General features: G+C 39.2%; 14 protein-coding genes. 8 read left to right on the plus strand and 6 right to left on the minus strand.

The features are described 5' to 3' along the window. Positions 1-18: 18 nt before the first annotated feature. The gene (katG, locus tag KSO91_RS07330) at positions 19-2,223 is read right to left on the minus strand and encodes a catalase/peroxidase HPI (protein WP_238742308.1); all 2,205 of its coding nucleotides are present in this window, start codon (positions 2,221-2,223) and stop codon (positions 19-21) included. 1,141 nt (positions 2,224-3,364) lie between these two features. Between katG and KSO91_RS07335 the strand changes: the two genes are divergently transcribed. The 4 genes from KSO91_RS07335 to KSO91_RS07350 all read left to right on the plus strand — a co-directional run bounded on the left by KSO91_RS07335 (position 3,365) and on the right by KSO91_RS07350 (position 7,967). Further along, positions 3,365-3,628 (plus strand): DUF4212 domain-containing protein, encoded by a 264-nt coding sequence (locus tag KSO91_RS07335; RefSeq protein ID WP_238742309.1) that lies wholly within the window; start codon positions 3,365-3,367, stop codon positions 3,626-3,628. Between the two features lie 16 nt (positions 3,629-3,644). Next, positions 3,645-5,363, plus strand: a complete 1,719-nt coding sequence (locus KSO91_RS07340; protein ID WP_238742310.1) for a sodium:solute symporter family protein — start codon at positions 3,645-3,647, stop codon at positions 5,361-5,363. A 79-nt stretch (positions 5,364-5,442) separates the two neighbouring features. After that, positions 5,443-7,287: a DUF294 nucleotidyltransferase-like domain-containing protein gene (locus tag KSO91_RS07345; protein WP_238742311.1), complete on the plus strand. Its 1,845-nt coding sequence runs from the start codon at positions 5,443-5,445 to the stop codon at positions 7,285-7,287. Then, a complete protein-coding gene (locus KSO91_RS07350; RefSeq protein WP_238742312.1) occupies positions 7,287-7,967 on the plus strand; it encodes an exonuclease domain-containing protein in 681 nt (226 codons plus the stop codon). Before KSO91_RS07345 ends, KSO91_RS07350 begins: the two co-directional genes overlap by 1 nt. 10 nt (positions 7,968-7,977) lie before the next feature. On the opposite strand, the gene KSO91_RS07355 is transcribed toward KSO91_RS07350, so the two are convergent. Beyond that, complete coding sequence (locus KSO91_RS07355) at positions 7,978-8,544, minus strand: hypothetical protein (protein ID WP_238742313.1); 567 nt, start codon at positions 8,542-8,544, stop codon at positions 7,978-7,980. A gap of 13 nt (positions 8,545-8,557) precedes the next feature. Further along, positions 8,558-9,487, minus strand: coding sequence for a peptidoglycan-binding domain-containing protein (locus KSO91_RS07360; protein ID WP_238742314.1), 930 nt, complete (start codon positions 9,485-9,487; stop codon positions 8,558-8,560). A 291-nt stretch (positions 9,488-9,778) separates the two neighbouring features. On the opposite strand from KSO91_RS07360, the gene KSO91_RS07365 reads away from it, so the two are divergent. Continuing rightward, entirely contained in the window at positions 9,779-10,906 is a 1,128-nt protein-coding gene (locus KSO91_RS07365; protein ID WP_238742315.1) for a M14 family metallopeptidase, read from the plus strand. A gap of 277 nt (positions 10,907-11,183) precedes the next feature. Here the strand turns inward: KSO91_RS07365 and KSO91_RS07370 are convergent, their stop codons facing one another. Continuing rightward, on the minus strand, positions 11,184-11,390 hold the full coding sequence (locus KSO91_RS07370; RefSeq protein WP_238742316.1) for a hypothetical protein: 207 nt from the start codon (positions 11,388-11,390) through the stop codon (positions 11,184-11,186). A 670-nt stretch (positions 11,391-12,060) separates the two neighbouring features. On the opposite strand from KSO91_RS07370, the gene KSO91_RS07375 reads away from it, so the two are divergent. Beyond that, positions 12,061-12,822 (plus strand): hypothetical protein, encoded by a 762-nt coding sequence (locus KSO91_RS07375; protein WP_238742317.1) that lies wholly within the window; start codon positions 12,061-12,063, stop codon positions 12,820-12,822. Positions 12,823-13,154: 332 nt separating this feature from the next. On the opposite strand, the gene KSO91_RS07380 is transcribed toward KSO91_RS07375, so the two are convergent. Further along, positions 13,155-15,035, minus strand: a complete 1,881-nt coding sequence (locus tag KSO91_RS07380; RefSeq protein ID WP_238742318.1) for a methyl-accepting chemotaxis protein — start codon at positions 15,033-15,035, stop codon at positions 13,155-13,157. Between the two features lie 671 nt (positions 15,036-15,706). Next, complete coding sequence (gene cobB / locus KSO91_RS07385; protein ID WP_238742319.1) at positions 15,707-16,420, minus strand: Sir2 family NAD+-dependent deacetylase; 714 nt, start codon at positions 16,418-16,420, stop codon at positions 15,707-15,709. A gap of 488 nt (positions 16,421-16,908) precedes the next feature. On the opposite strand from cobB, the gene KSO91_RS07390 reads away from it, so the two are divergent. Then, positions 16,909-17,547, plus strand: coding sequence for a DUF975 family protein (locus KSO91_RS07390; protein ID WP_238742320.1), 639 nt, complete (start codon positions 16,909-16,911; stop codon positions 17,545-17,547). Positions 17,548-17,866: 319 nt separating this feature from the next. Beyond that, positions 17,867-18,883, plus strand: a complete 1,017-nt coding sequence (locus tag KSO91_RS07395) for a lipoate--protein ligase (protein WP_238742321.1) — start codon at positions 17,867-17,869, stop codon at positions 18,881-18,883. Positions 18,884-18,896 lie beyond the last annotated feature (13 nt).

The raw sequence follows: 18,896 nt of genomic DNA on the forward strand, positions 1-18,896 counted from the left end.
CTCCCCGCTTGTTTACTTCTATATGCCCGCGCCACGATTATCTACGGCACTGTATAGCGTTCCTAGAGAGCCCAAATCGAAGCGATCAGCATTCATCACTTTCGCCCATGCGGCCACAAAATCTTGCACAAACTTTTCTTTGTTGTCATCTTGAGCATAGACTTCAGCGTACGAGCGGAGGATTGAGTTAGAACCGAAAACAAGGTCTACTCTTGTTGCTGTCCACTTAACTTGCTGCGTCTCACGATCGCGAATTTCATACAGGTTATTACTGGTCGGAATCCAAGAATAGCGCATATCAGTGAGGTTAACGAAGAAGTCATTGGTCAACACGCCTTCACGATCAGTAAATACACCATGCTTGCTACCGCTGTGATTGGTGCCAAGGACGCGCATACCACCAATCAATACGGTCATCTCTGGCGCAGTCAACCCCATCAATTGTGTACGATCAAGCAACAACTCTTCCGCACTTACGACGTAATCCCGCTTAAGCCAATTGCGGTAACCATCATGAAGTGGCTCCAGCACGGCGAAAGAAGCGAGATCGGTCATCTCCGCAGTTGCATCACCACGCCCAGCTGAGAAAGGAACAGTAACATCAACGCCAGCGGCTTTTGCTGCCTGCTCAATAGCGACGTTACCTGCTAGCACGATAACATCAGCGATACTTGCCCCGCTATCTGCCGCAATTTTTTCGAGTACTGCAAGCACTTTTTCAAGACGCTTAGGCTCGTTACCTTGCCAGTCTTTTTGAGGTTCAAGTCGAATTCGTGCACCGTTAGCACCACCACGTTTATCTGAACCACGGAAAGTTCTTGCACTGTCCCATGCGGTAGACACCCTGTCACTGACACTTAAATCACTCGCCGCTATTTTGACTTTCAGCGCCTTAACATCGTAACTCGCACTACCTGCTGGGATAGGATCTTGCCAAATAAGATCTTCTTGAGGGACATCTGGGCCGATATAACGGGCTTTTGGCCCTAAGTCACGATGAGTGAGCTTGAACCATGCTCGAGCAAAAACGTCTGAGAAGTAGTCTGGATCTTTGAAAAATTTGTCTGATATTGCTCGATACTTAGGATCGACTTTCATCGCCATGTCTGCATCGGTCATGATTGGATTGTAACGCGTGGTTAAGTCTTCGACGTCAACAGGTTTATCTTGTTCTTTAATGTTAATAGGCTCCCACTGCCAAGCACCTGCAGGGCTCTTCTTCAGTTCCCACTCATAATTAAGTAGTAATTGGAAATAGCCATTATCCCACTTAGTAGGATGCGTCGTCCATGCACCTTCAATACCGCTAGATACTGTGTCACGGCCAATGCCACGCTTGGTCTTATTTAACCAGCCAAAACCCTGGTCTTCTATTTCGCCACCTTCGGGGTCAGCTCCGAGCAGTTCAGCTTTACCATTACCGTGGCATTTACCCACAGTATGTCCACCCGCGGTAAGTGCGACGGTTTCTTCATCATTCATGGCCATACGCTCAAAAGTGATACGTATATCATGAGCTGTCTTGAGTGGATCAGGATGCCCATCTACACCTTCAGGATTGACGTAGATGAGCCCCATCATTACGGCGGCCAATGGATTTTCTAGGTCACGCTCACCAGAGTAACGACTTCCTTTGCTACCACTCGGTGCTAGCCATTCCTTCTCAGACCCCCAGTAAGTATCTTTTTCTGGATGCCAAATATCTTCACGTCCAAAGGCAAAACCGAAGGTTTTCAGCCCCATAGACTCATATGCGATAGTGCCAGCGTAAGCGATTAAATCAGCCCAACTGAGCTTATTACCGTATTTCTTCTTGATTGGCCAAAGTATTCGCCGTGCTTTATCGAGGTTAACGTTATCTGGCCATGAGTTGAGAGGTGCGAAACGTTGATTGCCTGTTGCAGCGCCTCCTCGACCGTCTGCTATGCGATAAGTCCCTGCTGAATGCCAAGACATACGAATCATAAGAGCACCATAGTGTCCCCAATCTGCAGGCCACCACGGCTGACTGTTAGTCATCAGCGCATGCATATCTTTTTTCAGCTCTGCAACGTCAAGTGTTTTAACTATTTCACGGTAATCAAAGACATCTCCAAACGGATTAGTTTTGCTATCGTGCTGATGCAAAATATCTAGATTTAGGGATTTTGGCCACCATTCCATGTTCGACATACTGGTCTCAGTGGCAGCACCATGCATCACTGGGCATTTGTTATTAGACATAAGTAAAACTCCTGTTTTGCGAATTAAAAGAATTTCTTATCTGTACAAGATTATAATACCAATTTTATTAATTAGAGGATCTATTTAAGCGTAGGGAAAACCCTTGAAAGCAAGGCATTGATTACAGTAACTATTTGTTATAATTAAAAAAAATAAAAAACGCGAATTTTATTGGCCTTTGCTAACATTCATTTTAACAAGTATAAATGAATAGATAATTAGTAGATTTGGTATAATACGCTGACAACACTATTGCTCATTCCAAAGCGTATGCGAAGCGCCTTAACTCTATTCTAAGGATAGGTTTTATCTATCACTTCCAGCCTAATTAAAGGTTGTGATGGTATTTATTAATCTATCGAAGATAGAAATAATAGGTAGAAATACGAAGAAAATGCAAGAAATGAACGGCAAAAAATTGCAAATACAAAGCTTTTGAGTGAATAGTGATGTTCTATACCCATGTTACCTCAAGATTTTGCATCTTGAAGTAACATGGGTATAAGCGTTATCAAATTAATAGAGACGCGTCTGGCCTTTACCTATGAATATAATTTGGAGAGCATCATGTCTTAGAAATTATTGGGGATCTCCCCGACTTTTCTTTTCTAAAGACTCAGCAGCCTGTTGATAATTATCACCATTCAAAGCAACCTCAATTTTGATCTTCAGGAATTAGTTTTTTTCTTGGACAGCGTAAAGAGCATGACTATCTGGGGCGACGACATTGCATTTTCTTTTCTCATCGTCCTCCGAAAATTCAGGGCGAGACACCAATAACGAAAGTGACTGCAACCGTTAAAAGCACAAAATAAAAGGCAGGCATCCAAACCTTTTCGCTCGTTAAACTAAACTATCCCATAACTCACCATAAAAGAGATCAGCACAAGCTTTCTGCCTGCGAAGAGCCCATAAATGATCAACATTAGCAGACTTTTTTATGCCGACTCATCGTATTGCTTCTCTTTCAAACAACAAGGTCAGCATCTTATATTTTCAAAAATTTTCATAAAAACATGATCAAAGCCTAGCTAACTGCTTAAAATTTGAGCGTGTTTAATTAAATATCAACTATAGTCTTTGCTGATATGCACAAAATTCCGCCGATAAATGATGCATAACTGACAACAAGGAAAGTAACATGAGTTTTGAAAATGAAGATAAAGCTAAGAGCTATTGGGACGAGAATATAAAACTCGTTTTATCCTTATTAGGTGTTTGGGCTGCAGTTTCTTTTGGCTGTGGCATCTTGTTCGTTGATGTTTTAAACGAGATAACTTTCATGGGTTTTAAACTCGGATTCTGGTTTGCTCAGCAAGGTGCAATATACGTTTTTTTAGTGCTTATTTTTATCTATGTAAAAAAATCAAATGCACTCGATAAAAAATACGGCGTTGACGAATAGATAAGAGGTAATAACGATGGATGTTCAAACATTAACTTATGTGATTGTTGGCCTTACCTTTGCTTTATATATAGGCATCGCCATCAAAACGCGCGCAGGCTCAACGAAAGAGTTTTACGTCGCGGGCGGAGGTGTTCCACCGGTTTTAAATGGCATGGCAACAGCCGCAGATTGGATGTCAGCCGCTTCATTTATTTCTCTTGCAGGTATTGTCTCTTTTGTTGGTTATGACGGCAGTGTTTACCTAATGGGTTGGACGGGTGGTTACGTACTGCTCGCGCTTTTAATGGTACCTTACCTGCGTAAATTTGGTAAATTTACGGTGCCCGATTTCATTGGTGATCGTTACTACTCACAAACAGCGCGCACGGTTGCGGTCATTTGTGCAATTTTCATCAGCTTTACTTATATTGCGGGCCAGATGCGTGGCGTTGGAGTTGTCTTCTCTCGCTTCCTTGAAGTGCAGGTTGATACGGGTGTTTATATTGGCATGTGCGTGGTATTTTTCTACGCGGTTTTAGGTGGCATGAAAGGGATAACTTACACACAAGTAGCACAATACTGTGTAATGATTTTTGCCTTTATGGTACCCGCTATTTTTCTTTCCGTGATGATGACAGGGCATATTTTCCCACAACTTGGATTTGGTGCTGAATTGCTAGATGCGAGCGGTAATAGTTCGGGTATCTACCTACTCCATAAGCTTGATGGACTTTCTTCCGAGCTTGGCTTTGCACAATACACCGAAGGTTCAAAGAGCATGATTGATGTGTTCTTTATCTGTGGTGCGTTGATGTTTGGTACCGCAGGTTTACCCCACGTCATTGTACGTTTTTTTACGGTTCCACGTGTAAAAGATGCACGTAGCTCTGCCGGTTGGACACTCCTTTTTATCGCGATTATGTACACTACGATCCCTGCACTTGCTGCTTTCTCTCGCGTTAATATGATTGAATCGGTAAATGGTGCAGATGGAAAAGGCATTGCACATGAGCAAGCACCTAACTGGGTCAATAGCTGGGAAAAAACCGGCTTAATAAAATGGGATGATAAAAATAACGATGGCAAAATGTACTACGCTAAGGGCGCTGAAAATGAGATGTACATTGACCGTGACATCATCGTATTAGCAACACCAGAAATGGCAAATTTACCCGCATGGGTAATTGCATTAATGGCAGCCGGTGGTTTAGCTGCCGCGCTATCAACATCCGCAGGACTGCTACTGGTTATCTCAACATCAGTGTCACATGACCTACTGAAAAAGAACCTGATGCCAGATATTTCCGATAAAAAAGAGCTGATGTATGCCCGAATAGCTGCAGCTGCAGGTGTTGTTATGGCCGGATACTTCGGAATTAACCCCCCAGGTTTTGTCGCCGCAGTTGTTGCCATCGCCTTTGGTCTAGCGGCCTGTTCATTATTCCCCGCTATTACAATGGGTATTTTCTCTAAGAGAATGAATAAAGAAGGGGCGATTGCAGGTATGCTAGCAGGTCTATTATTCACCACGGTTTATATTATTTACTTCAAATTTATAAATCCAGCGGGCAACATTGCTGATAACTGGTTGTTGGGTATTTCACCAGAAGGTATTGGGCTGTTCGGCATGGTCATTAACTTTATCGTTGCCGCGGCGGTCTGTAAAGTAACCGCCCCCACGCCTCAGTCGGTTGTTGATATGGTCGAGTCTATTCGCTTCCCTAAAGGCGCGGGTGGCGCACAAGATCATTAATAGCGTAGTCATAGCGAATACCTTACTTAACCCATTGTTAAGATAAGGTGTTCGCACTTATATTAAAGGTTACTTTTTAATGGACATAACCGAACTTCAACCGATTACTAACTTCATCAAAACCCTTCCTCCTTTTGACCAATTAAGCGATCCGATGATTAGCCATTGCTGCCAATCGCTTTCTATTGTGTATTACAGTAAAAATGAGCGATTTGTTCATGTAGATAATAATGAGCCACAACTCTACATCGTGCGTAGTGGTGCCTTCGAAGTGACCACTGAAAATGGCGAATTGATTGACCGTATCAGTGATGGCCAATATTTTGGTTTTAGTGGCATGCTGTCAGGCGAAAAAGTCGTTAATAAAGTGCATATTTTAGAAGATGGTTTAATCTATCAATTACCTTTAAACAGTTTTAACCATCTGCGCGCTTCAAGCCAAATATTCGATCGTTTTTTTAATCAAGCTTTCGCTAAGCGGATACGTAACCAAGGTGACATTACCAGTAATAAAATAAATACGGGTCGCATTAGTTCACTCATTTCAGAAAAAATGGTCAGTATAGACGGTGCCTCAACTATTCAGCAGGCGGCGGTATTAATGTCCGCGAAACGTGTTTCTTCGTTGATTGTTATCGATAATAAACACATAGCAGGTATCATTACTGATCGCGATTTGCGTGATCGTATTTTAGCTAAAGGTCTTAGCAGTGAAACAATAATAAAAACAGTGATGACAAATAACCCTATCACTGTTTCTAAAGATGCACTTATCTTTGAGGCGATGTTATTGATGAGTGAAAAAAACATTCATCACTTGCCCATCGTTGCAAACAACCAACCTATATCAATGCTCACTAGCACAGATATTATGCGCAACCAAAGTTCACAACCACTGCTTTTAATTGGCCAAATAGGCCGGCAAAAGAGCATTGAAAAGCTCGTTATAGTGAGCCAACAACTCCCCGCTTTATTGCAAAATTTAATCACTAGTGAGGCGAAAGCGCAAGAGATTGGACGAATTCTCACCTTAGTGACTGATGCGCTTACAAAACGTTTGCTCTTTATTGGAGAGCAACAACTCGGCAAAGCGCCCATGCAATTTTGCTGGTTAGCGTTTGGCTCACAAGCACGCCAAGACCAAGCAGCCGGAGCGGACCAAGATAACGCCCTATTACTCGAACATACAACCGATACAAGCAGTGAACTCTATTTTAAAAAACTTGCTGAGGTGGTTTGTGATGGATTAAATCAATGTGGTTTTCCTTACTGCCCGGGTAATATTATGGCAACAAACCCAAAATGGCGATGCTCACTACAACAGTGGAAAGCACAATTTAGTCAATGGATAAGCGCGCCTCAACCTCAGGCACTTTTAAATTCGACCATATTTTTCGACATGCGTCCTATCTATGGTGAGGTATCATTATTCTCTCAATTACAAAATAAAATCTTACAGCAAACAAAAAATAACGATATTTTTCTAGCCGCCTTAACACGCAACGCGACCCAACAAATTGCACCGCTAGGATTCTTTAAAAACTTTGTCATCGAGCGAGATGGCAGTGAAGTAAAAGGGATCGACCTAAAACATAAAGGGCTGGCATTGATTAATGATATTGCCCGTATATACGCACTGGCAAACGGAATCCCCGCCGTAAACAGTAAACAGCGCTTAACGGCACTGATCGGCACACATGGCATCAACACAGAAGATATTCACAACCTTATGGATGCCGCAGAGTTTATCGCCCACAAACGTTTAATAAACCAAAGTAGTCAATATGAACAAGGAGTCCCGTTATCAAACTACCTACTACCGGATAGCCTGAGTTCACTTGCCCGACATCACCTTAAAGAAGCATTTAAAGTTATTAATGATAGCCAAACAGGTATTAAACTTAAATTTTTGAGGCAATTTTAATGCTACATAGCTATTTTATGAAGATCCATTTTAACTACCGATATTGGCGCTGCAGAAATCTATTACTAAATGATTACTATAAAGCCTTAGAGCCTTTACTTGAGCTGTCCATAGAAAAAGCCCCACTGCTCGCATTAGACTTAGAAATGACTGGCCTCGATGCAAAAAAAGATCAGATTATTAGTATTGGGCTGATCCCCATTACAAATGGGGAGATAAAACTCAATAAAGGTCAGCATAAGCTGCTAAAAATCACCGGCAGTGTTGGTCAAAGTGCGACAATACACGGCGTATTAGATAAAGATCTACAGCAAGCATTACCATTGAATGAAGCAATCCTATGGCTTTTAAAAGAGGCCAAAGGCCATATCCTGGTTGCCCATCATGCACCTCTCGATCTGAGCTTTATAGAACAAGCATTAATGCAGCAAACGACTCAAAAGTGCCGTTTATTTGCCATCGATACGATGCGGATTGAACATAAACGCTTAGCACATAGGCAGCAAATAATAAAAGAAGGCGATCTTCGATTAGGTAGTTGTCGCAGTCGTTATAATTTACCAAATTATGAGGCCCATAATGCCCTCGTAGATGCTTTATCTTGCGCAGAGTTATTACTGGCACAGCTCAGTAGAATGGGCGGGGCGGGTAACGTAAAAGTTTCAGAACTAATATGTTAGAGCTCCAAGTTTAAGGCATACCGACACTGATAGCGAGTGAGATATTACTTTCAAATATCGAAGCCAGCCCATTCGTTACCCTATATTCTAAATATACTTCAGAGTTCTCATCTTTTGCTGATATTTGATCGGTTAGGTCTATATCAAATGAACTATTATCGGAGAAACTATGTTTTTTATTTTTTAATGCCGAAAGTAACTCTGCTTTAAAATCTATTCCTTTAAAGTATTTATTAACGATAGGAGCAATTGAAGAAAGTTGCATCAAACGTTCTAATTTCTCTGTATCTGATACATTCTCACCTGAATATAGACTCATTTTCAACTTCATAATTAAACAATCTTTTTGCTCAAAGATTGCCATACTGTTATCTTTGAAAACGATATATTCTCTAATATAGTCTGCTTCCATTGGTACTTTTTTGCTAATGCGATTCGTCACACTGGCGACATTATTTAACTGCTTTAATTTTTCAGTTAGATCAACGCTTTGAATAGTACATTGATATGCATTAACCGAATAACAACTAAGAGCAAATATAAACGTGATTATTTTGCTTATTGGAAACTTCATCATTGTTAACCTTATTTTATTGAATTGTTTTTTTATTCGGAATAATTTCAATATGCCAACACACGTTAGATTTTTTAGTTTCATCAATAAATTTTTCAATATATCCATTTTTCACTAAAAATGTTAACGCCTTAGTAAATTTATCCTGGTTAAACTCTTTACCTGATGCTGTTCGTGTTGAATTTAAACCTATGTCTATTATATTTAAGGTTTTATACACTTCAGGTGTCACACAATGCTTTGAAGTACGTTTATTATTCTTTAAATATTCTTCAATTTTTGCTGTCATTAAATCAATTACTGTACTCTTTTCTGACGTTGAGTTCTTTTTATAAACCTTTAATACCTCCTCACCAACGAAACCATATAAATCAAACTGCTTTTGATAATTGATTTTTGCATTTCGATACATAATGCTTGCTTGTTCCTTTGGTGTTCGAATCGTACTCGTTATTACGGCATGTGGCATACCCGAATCTTTTAGGGCCATTTTAATCACTTTCTTACTGTATTCAGATACGATTTTTGCAGATGCCTTAATATTAGATTTATATGTAACTTGATAATCACTTAAATTATCAATGCGATAAATTAAAGGGGAATTTACTATAGGAAAGATCGAGTGAATTAGTTTATCCCAAGTCATATAATTTTTTTGATGAGCTGCAATTTTTTCTTGATCAATCACCTTGTAATTTTTTGTCAACGCTCGGAAAGTTGCTCCATTAGGGTCCACTCGGCCATCTGGATTCATAAGTTTAATGACATCACGCTGAAAACTAAGAATTGCATTTATTGTGACAACGCCACAACGACCATCAAGCTGTAAAGGCTTTATAGGTGAAAATTTTGAATAGTAACAGTTCAACAATGTCTGAATTAATTTAACATCAGCATATTGATTCAATCCCTTATTACCAACAGAACGATCTATTGAAAGATGCACAGTGATTACCCTTACTTATTTTTTAATTAGTGCGAATACTAGCAACTAAGCATTATTTCATCAACAAAAAGTGTATTGGATAATTTATTTATAATTTATTCATCTAAAACCAGAACCTTTCTATAAAATGAACAGAGCGTTCAACTTAAAACAATAACGTGGCATTAAATAACTTACCGCTATCCATTCCATTGATGGCTAAAGTAAGCCTAAATTTCTAAAGCCTCTATCCTGTTTATTTATGATAGTTTATGCTCAGGTTACTTTATAAAAATAAATTAAGGAAAGGCTATGCGTATCACCGCTAATTTCGATGCTGGTAATATTGAAGTTATAAGTTTGGATAATAAAAAAGATATTCAATTAGCTATTCGCCCTGACTTTGGAGGAGAGTTTTTGCAATGGTTTAACTTCCGAATCGACGGTGAAGTGGGGGAACAATATATTCTGAATATTATTAATGCGGGTGAATCATCATATATTGAAGGATGGGAGAATTATCAAGCGGTGGCTTCTTATGATCGCCAACATTGGTTCCGTCTACCAACATTTTACAAAGCAGGAAAATTAACCATAGTGGCAAATATGGAATGTGAAACAATTCAAATAGCTTATTTTGCCCCCTACAGTTACGAGCGCCATCAAGATCTATTAGCGGCAGTACAAATGCACCCCTTAGTGAGTTTAGAACATTTAGGTGAAACCATTGATAAACGTGATTTAACCTTAGTTAAAATTGGTAATGGTGATACGAACAAGCGCAACATTTGGATCACTGCGCGCCAGCACCCCGGTGAAACCATGGCGGAATGGTTGGTAGATGGGTTAATACATTGCTTGTTAGATAGTGATAACGCCACTGGCAAATTGTTATTAGATAAAGCTAACTTCTATATTGTGCCTAATATGAACCCTGATGGCAGTGTGCGCGGACATCTACGCACAAACGCATTAGGTATTAACTTAAACCGTGAATGGTTAAGTCCAAGTTTAGCAAAAAGCCCTGAAGTATTTCATGTAATCAATAAAATGGAAGAGACAGGGGTGGACCTGTTTTATGATGTTCACGGCGATGAAGCATTACCTTTTGTGTTCCTTGCTGGATCTCAAGGCACGCCAAGTTATAACAATCGCCTTGCTCGTCTGCGTGATCGCTTTTCAGACGTATTTAAATTAGCCAGTGCCGATTTTCAGACTGAATTGGGGTATGACATTGATGCGCCAGGAGAAGCAAACATGACAGTTGCAACGAACTGGGTTGCGGAACGTTTTGACTGTCTTGCTAATACCTTAGAAATGCCTTTCAAAGATAACAATAATGTACCCGACTCGATTATGGGTTGGTCACCAGAGCGCTCTGTTAAATTAGGTGAAGCATCGTTAGTGGCAATGTTAGCGGTTGTTGATGAGCTACGTTAGTTAATCCTTTGAGCCAGTTGCTCGGAGTAGCGGCTCAGGTTATTAACCATTAAATAAGAAAAAATAAAACCCGATCAAGTAGCACTGATCGGGTAATGAAAGGCACTTGATAAACCCTATTTCATGCTCGCACTACTAGTAACAGCTGAAACCGATGAAAGTGGAGTGAGCAAGAGAAAGCTCATTTATAGACAGTTTTATTTTTGAGTGACAACTCAATTAACTTAACAATAATCAGGCGATTAATCTTATGTGTGCTTGTGAACAAATTGCACGTTTAAATTTTAATAAAGTACGGTATCGCCATTAAAATAATACCAACGATAAGCAACATAGTGACACTAGACATAAAATATGGAAATATAAAAAGTGATATACCGATACACAATGGAACAATAGCTCTTTGCTTTCTTCCATACATAAAATAACCGCTACCAATAGCCGCAAAAAAAACACTCCAAACCATTATAGATGAGCTGTCCATTTAGAAATCACCTGCTTATATCAATTCATTAATTAAATGTTCTATTTAAGCCTAAGAAAAATATTTAGAAGCAAGGCTTTGATTGCAGTAACTAATTGTATTAGTTAAAAAAACGTAAATTTTATTTGCGCCTCGCTTAATTCCGCATCAATTACATGAATAATCTCATGCAATACAAGTTGAGCAACAGTATCAAGCCCGAATGCAACAACGTGGTGATGAGTATGATGCAAATGCTTCGATATTTATATTCTCAATCTCACAAACAGCTAGAATTGTTGGATATGAATTCAAACGCTGCAAATATTCCGCTAAACAGCGAAAACGTAGAGAGGATTCCTCGAATCTGATGGCTAACGCATTTTATTTTGAACAATCGGTTTATCAGTAAACAAATAATCTTTCAGCTCTTTTTCTTCATCTCTATGATGAACAAGAATTACTTGCGATTTTTAGCCTTTACAAGCATCAACTCATTGATTATACAAATGAGCCGCTTCAATTTCTTCCATCAAAAGCGCACTGTCTTCTTTGAAGTGCATCGAACTTTCAAGCTGATATTCACCTGTTTATTCCATTCGCCCTTGAAATAGACATATTAAGTCTCCATGGTTATTAAGCAACCATATAGCTAGTATTCTCTAGCAGTGCATTCAGATAGGGAGTTTTAATGAAGAAGTTATTCCAGACCCTTTGCGTTTTATTGGCTATCTCATCGCAGACAGATGCTAGTCCGATTCAACTAGATCAAGATATCGATTCCGGTAAATTTTTATCTTTCACCCAGCCAACGCGGAATGATTCCAGCGCTAAGTATCTGGCTAAATTATATAATATTAAAGCATTTCAATCAGCGCAGATTAGACAACCCTATAGTGAGTTTGAACAGCTATACCAAAAAGCAATCACTGGGCAAGCTGAATTAGAAACGCTTAGTGAACAGATTGCCTTACAAAGCAATAGCACCCTTTTTTCATCTGGCGTTAAATCTAAATTACGCGCGATCGACAAAATTAATAGTGATCTTGCAGGGGCTAGTGAGAAGATCACTGATTTAGCCCGCACTTCTATTGTGGCCAAAGATGTGCCAACTCTGATGGACGCTTTTACATTATTTGACCAGCAAACAGAACTGCTGCGCATTAAAAATCGTTTTTTAGCACCCGTCGCATCCGGTTACCGAGATTTAAGCCTCTTAATACGGTTACCTAAAAGTCAGATTGTTGCAGAAGTTCAGCTGCATTTAGAAGCCTTTTCAGCAATAAAAAATGGTAAAGAGCATGAAAATTATGAGCAAATTCAACAGATAGAACGTTTACAACTTACTGATAATCGCGCGTTAAGCGAAATAGAGCTAGCGGCTATTAGCAAACTTAGAAAAGAGTCACGACAACTTTACCAGCAAGCTTGGAATCAGTATTTAACGGCATAAAATCAACATGTACACGGCGAAGCGAATGCGAAACCCACAGAGAAGAAAGTGTAGCAACAAGCAGAATGAATGACGAACGTGATGGCGCCTAAATTTTTGGCTGTTCTAAACTAGCGTTTTATATAAAAATAGCGGATAGGCCGGTGCGTAATATGGGCTGAAAAACATCAAACTGGGCATTATTGCCGGGTTTGATGTTTTGCTGTAAAGATTAATTTAGACAAAAAATAAAATCCTTCACCGAGCCCACTAGGCAAACTTTCTGGTATCTACTTCAGTTCAGTCAAACTGTTATCGTCAAAAGCACGATAAGCGACTAGCAAATTGAGTTATCACACTTTAAAGAAAGAAAGTTCACTCTTTTGAGATTCAGCCAACTGCGATAACTCCAATGATGCCTGCAATGTCTGCTCAATAGCGGAAACGTTTTGATGCACCAAATCAAAAGTCTGAGTAGTATTTTTGGATATATCTTCAGTCACACAATACTGTTGTTCTGAAGCGGTTGCCACTAGCGTATTAATGTCAGAAATAGATTGTACTGCTGATGAAACATCCTCAAACGAAGCTTTAACATGGTCAGCAAGTAAAACAGATTCTTGAATCAATTTAACATTGTCACTCATATTCTGATTGGCTTTCTCAGATTGAGATTGTAATTTCTCTATAATTTCTTGAATGCTGACGGTTGACACTTGAGTTTTCGACGCCAAATTGCGAACTTCATCGGCAACAACCGCGAAACCGCGCCCCTGCTCACCGGCACGGGCAGCCTCAATGGCGGCGTTCAGTGCCAATAAGTTTGTTTGGTCGGAGATATTATTAATCACCTCCGTTACGCTACCAATTTCAAATGCAAACTGTTTTAGTTCCTCAACAATTTTTGCAGTCTCAGTAACCGAAGCGTTAATATCATTTGTTAAGGCAATGTTCTTTTCTAAAGTTAGTTTACCGTTTATTACGCTTTCCTGTGCTTTTCTGGTTTCCTCTTCAGCCTGTAGTGCTTTATTACTGACCTCTTGAGACGTAGAAGATAGCTCATTAATGGCAGTAGAAATTTGTTCCACTTGAGCGAGCTCATTCTGAGCATTGCTTTGAGTATCATTCATCACTGCATTTAATTCCTGTGAAGCAGAAGAAACGTTTTCCGAGATGCTATGAGAGTTTTTGATAAGTCCTGTTAGCTGATTCGACAGGTTAAGCAAAGAAAGATAAATGCCTGTTTCCTTACCTGTTTGTTTTAAGTTTTGCGTTAAATCCCCACTTGCCATTTTTTCCATTAAAGCGGCTATATCGCCCGGTGTGCCACCTACGGGTTTCAGCACTAATTTATCCACAACAACAAGCAAGACAAGCACCGCAATAATCAAACTGATCACACTGATTATAATATCTGAAAGCAGTTGGCTATCAGCCCCTTTCTCGATGACACTATCGTGAATAAATGTGACATAACCCCATCCAGTAATATCTAACACGCCCCAAAATGCTGTAAAAGCAGTCTTTTCACCATTAATATTGGCGCTATATGATAATTCCGGGTTAGCAGCGGTAAATTGTTTAAACAGAGGGCGCTCAGTAAAAATATTTTTATCGATAAGTTCAGAATAGGGAGCAATTAATAGGGTACCATCAGAAGTGTACATGAACATATCCTTTCGATTAACGCTTGCTTCAAGCACACTTTCTAAATAGATATTAGAAAGCACCGCAACAGAATCATCAACCTTAAAAGCCATGCCTAATACTTTTTTCCCCGTTACAGCAGAGTTAAAAGGTGGCGATACAAAAAATGCACTCCCCTTATTAAAGACAGCATTATAATAGGCGCGATTTAACGCTTTCACATTAAAGCCCAGCTTTTTACCCTGCACATTATAAATGTCACCCTCCCTTGTAAAAAGATAGATGCCATCACTCATGCCTCTTTGCGCTCTAGATAGCGCTTTTAATTGCGCTATCGCAGTAGGGGATAAGCCGTCGCTGCTAATTTCAGCAGCAGAAACATCAATAGATGACAGCATCTGTCTGTAACTATTAAATTTTTCTACTAATCCGGCTTCGACCGTTGCATTTTTCTCACGCAATAAGGCTTTGTTTAGATCAACACTCTCCCCCTTGAAAGCGCTGTAACTTAACGAGACCAAAATTGCAATAATTGCAATAATAATGAGACTCAGTGTTCCTACTATTTGAAGCTTAAATTTGTTCATATTTGGTGACCTTTTAGGCGAACTTTTATTACTTATCCATCAGCACCATCTATAGCAGGTACACTGCAAGACAAACTGCGCATATAATTTATTGATAAAGGCAGCGAAAATACCACAGAATGCAACACGGAACACATAAAAAAATTGCATTTAAAATCAAAAAACTCTTGTATGCACAAATTGTATTTTTTTAAATTATTACAAAAAAAACACCACAATACATTGATTTAAATGTGTTAATAAAAACCGGTGCACTCACTAGATAAGAAATAAGAGCCCCCCCCCAAAGCACCACATAAACCCTTTCATAAAGAATGGTTTCTGATCTTTTTTAGAGTGAGTTTATTGCCCAACCTAACAGCAAAGTTTGCCTTAAATTGAATTTATAATCGCTGTTGAGTTCACCATTTTTTTTTTGCTGCTTAGAAGTTTACAGCGACAACATAAATAGGGCGTTTTATACACATAGACAAAGGTGATACCAAAAGAATTAATTAAACGCTCAAATCTGCGCAGGAAACATTGGCACTAACAAGGCTTGAGATAGGAGAAAAGAGGAGCGGTTAATGTAAGGTATTAGCGAATAGAGTAAGAAGTATCCATTTGAATTGAATATTCCTGCAAAGATTCGATAAGTTGTGTGCACTGACTTCTTGCTAAATAAGCGATCGCTAGCCAAGTAATGATTTAACTAATTGAGGCACTAACTCAGTCGCCTTACCACGTTGCACTTGAGTAAAATGACTCTCAATGTCACTGTCATCAAGGTTAATTTCAATTGAGTCTGCACCTGCTCTAGTTGCTTCTTGTACAAAACCAGCTGCAGGATAAACTTTACCGGAAGTACCTATCGCAATAAAGAGATCCGCACTGAGCAGGTGATGATAAATAACATCCATCTGTAGCGGCATTTCACCAAACCAAACAATATGAGGCCGCAGCGGAGCAGCAGGCTGACAGCATTTGCAAAGATCAGGGCGGTTGAGGTCATTAAGCCATGGAAAGACTTTATTTGACTTTGGGCAGTGTACTTTTAATAACTCACCATGCATATGAATGACATTTTTAGAGCCCGCTCTTTCATGTAGATTATCTATATTTTGGGTCACTAAAAGAAACTCACCGTTGAAGTTTTCCTCTAGCGCAGCTAACGCATAATGTGCTGCATTGGGTTTTATCTGTGGCTGCGATAAATCTCGTCTACGCTGATTATAAAAATCTAAAACCAGTTCAGGGTTACGATGATAACCTTCTGGTGTTGCCACGTCTTCTACTGCATGATTTTCCCATAAACCATCCGCACTGCGAAATGTTTTGATGCCTGATTCTGCGGAGATACCCGCTCCGGTTAATACGACGATTTTTTTATATTTTTCGAATAGCAAAATTCACCTCTACTGTTTAGCTGTCTATATAAAATATACTGCAACAGAAAGTATTGAGGAAGTCGATAAATGCAGAGAATCATAGTTACTTACAATACTCAAATAATGACAGCTTAGGTGATTTCTCGTCAGGATATCAACTAAATTTCGGCCATTGGGGAAATAGCGGCTTCTAGGAAGAGACTTACCGTCATAATCTTTATGGATATTTTTCAAATAGCAATATAATAGCTAACGATTAGTCTCTTTCAATTTTTATATCTTCATGTTACCTATTTCAAACTACTGGGCACTTCCATTTGCCATCATGATTATATCATAAAAGTATTCACCGTTGAGTTAACAACTATATGATTTAGAACGTCTAACATAGCATTTTTCCTCTAAAATACTTCGCACTTATACTGACTAAGTGCTAACATCATGCGTCAAATTAACGTCACACAAAACACAACATATTTTATGTAAACCAAAAAACAGGGAATGTTATGACCATATTATCTACAACACTAAATCAAGAAATAACCGCACAAGCAAGGCAGGCACTCAATGGTAAATGGGGACTTGTTGTCGGCGCAATGCTTATCGTAATATTACTGAATATCCTTTCACAAATAGTTCCTATTGTAGGACCTATTGTGTGGTTAATTGTTTCTGGTGCATTTTCATTAGGTTTTGCTTCTTTATATCTCAATCTTTGCCGCGGCGAAAAAGCAGAATTCTCACAAATATTCAGCGGTTTTAATAACTTCACCACCGCTTTAGTTGCTAATTTATTAATGACTTTGTTTATATTACTTTGGGCATTATTATTAATTATCCCAGGTATTATAGCCGCTTATTCATATATGCTGACTTTCTTTATTCTCTCCGATGAACCGTCACTGACAGCATCGGAAGCGATCAATAAAAGTAAAGAAATGATGAAAGGTTATAAGTGGAAAGCTTTCTTCTTAAGCTGTCGTTTTATCGGCTGGGCACTACTCGCCATTTTAACCTTAGGCATTGCTCTTTTATGGCTAGCGCCTTATATAGGCATGAGTTTTGCTAAGTTTTATGAAGATATCAAAGAAAATCATGCAGAAACAGTCACAATAGCAGAAGAACCACAAGCACTGGCTTGCTAAAAAAATTATAATAAAAAGCTTATTGCTATTTTTTCTGAATATTAAATCGCAACTTCTTATTACCCATAATTTTTAGGTTTCCGTAGCAGTAGATTTCTACACAGAAAGGTTAGTAAGCGTAGTGCTTACTAACCTTTTTTTATATCTACAATAAAAATTACTCATGTGTGATAAGCCATTGACTCGCTTATTGAGCTTATAAATCACTACTTTCATGCTCAACGGATTGCTTATTGTGATGAACGCGATGAGTAACTAATGGATATATTATGAAAATTAGCACAGTATAATCTTGCCCAAATTATAAAAAGAGCGGTTTATGAGCAAAATAAGAATATTGGTTTCTAAATCAACCAACCCTTGGTTTAATTTAGCTGTAGAGGAAGTTATTTTTCGCAACATGGATCCCAAACACCGGGTCCTCTTTGTGTGGCGTAATTCTGAGACTGTTGTTATCGGGCGAGCACAAAATCCATGGCGAGAGTGCAATACAGCTAAAATGGAGAAAGACCAAATAAAACTAGCAAGAAGGCAAACAGGTGGAGGAGCTGTATTTCATGATATAGGAAACAGCAATTTTACCTTTATGGCCGGAAAGCCAGAATACGATAAAACGGTGTCAACCCAGATTGTCATCAATGCGCTAAATTCACTAGGGATTCAAGCGCTTACCAATGGCAGAAATGACTTAGTGGTAGAAGATGGAGAGACGCTAAGGAAGTTTTCAGGTTCTGCGTATCGAGAAGCTAAGGATAGAGGGTTTCATCACGGAACACTGCTACTCAATGCCGACTTAACCCGCCTCGCCAACTATCTAACCCCCAATCCCAAGAAGCTAGCAGCCAAGGGTATTACTTCGGTAAAATCTCGAGTCACCAACCTCAACGTTATTAAACAGGATATTGATCACGACATGGTTTGTGATGCACTGATCGGGGCTTATCTCGACTACTATAATGAGAATGCTGATATCGAGTTTGTCTCACCAGATACAGTATCGGATCTGCCCGGTTTAGAATACACATTTAAGCTATACAGTAGTTGGGAATGGAACTATGGAAATACACCACCATTTACTCATTCAATGGATGAGCGCTTTATTTGGGGCAGTGTTGAGGTATGCCTAAACGTATTAAAAGGCCATATTACCGCAGCAAAAATTTATACAGACAGCCTTGCCCCTCGCCCATTTGAGCAATTAGCGGAAAAACTAAACAATTCTGGATACAATAAAAAAGAGATAAATGCGCATTTAGATAGTTTGATTGCCAGTGAGCAAAACAACGAAAGCCAACTATCAGACTTTCGATCGTGGTTTTTAGAAAGGGTCGAATAATTGTATCTATCCC

Source organism: Psychromonas antarctica (genome assembly GCF_022267535.1).
GTDB lineage: Bacteria > Pseudomonadota > Gammaproteobacteria > Enterobacterales > Psychromonadaceae > Psychromonas > Psychromonas antarctica.

Excerpts from the sequence above, each read along its gene's own strand:
- KSO91_RS07390 (WP_238742320.1), top strand. The coding sequence starts at position 16,909 with ATGACCATATTATCTACAACACTAAATCAAGAAATAACCGCACAAGCA.
- KSO91_RS07380 (WP_238742318.1), bottom strand. The coding sequence starts at position 15,035 with ATGAACAAATTTAAGCTTCAAATAGTAGGAACACTGAGTCTCATTATT.
- KSO91_RS07340 (WP_238742310.1), top strand. The coding sequence starts at position 3,645 with ATGGATGTTCAAACATTAACTTATGTGATTGTTGGCCTTACCTTTGCT.
- KSO91_RS07395 (WP_238742321.1), top strand. The coding sequence starts at position 17,867 with ATGAGCAAAATAAGAATATTGGTTTCTAAATCAACCAACCCTTGGTTT.
- KSO91_RS07345 (WP_238742311.1), top strand. The coding sequence starts at position 5,443 with ATGGACATAACCGAACTTCAACCGATTACTAACTTCATCAAAACCCTT.
- KSO91_RS07355 (WP_238742313.1), bottom strand. The coding sequence starts at position 8,544 with ATGATGAAGTTTCCAATAAGCAAAATAATCACGTTTATATTTGCTCTT.
- KSO91_RS07375 (WP_238742317.1), top strand. The coding sequence starts at position 12,061 with ATGAAGAAGTTATTCCAGACCCTTTGCGTTTTATTGGCTATCTCATCG.
- KSO91_RS07350 (WP_238742312.1), top strand. The coding sequence starts at position 7,287 with ATGCTACATAGCTATTTTATGAAGATCCATTTTAACTACCGATATTGG.
- KSO91_RS07370 (WP_238742316.1), bottom strand. The coding sequence starts at position 11,390 with ATGGACAGCTCATCTATAATGGTTTGGAGTGTTTTTTTTGCGGCTATT.
- katG (WP_238742308.1), bottom strand. The coding sequence starts at position 2,223 with ATGTCTAATAACAAATGCCCAGTGATGCATGGTGCTGCCACTGAGACC.
- KSO91_RS07335 (WP_238742309.1), top strand. The coding sequence starts at position 3,365 with ATGAGTTTTGAAAATGAAGATAAAGCTAAGAGCTATTGGGACGAGAAT.
- KSO91_RS07365 (WP_238742315.1), top strand. The coding sequence starts at position 9,779 with ATGCGTATCACCGCTAATTTCGATGCTGGTAATATTGAAGTTATAAGT.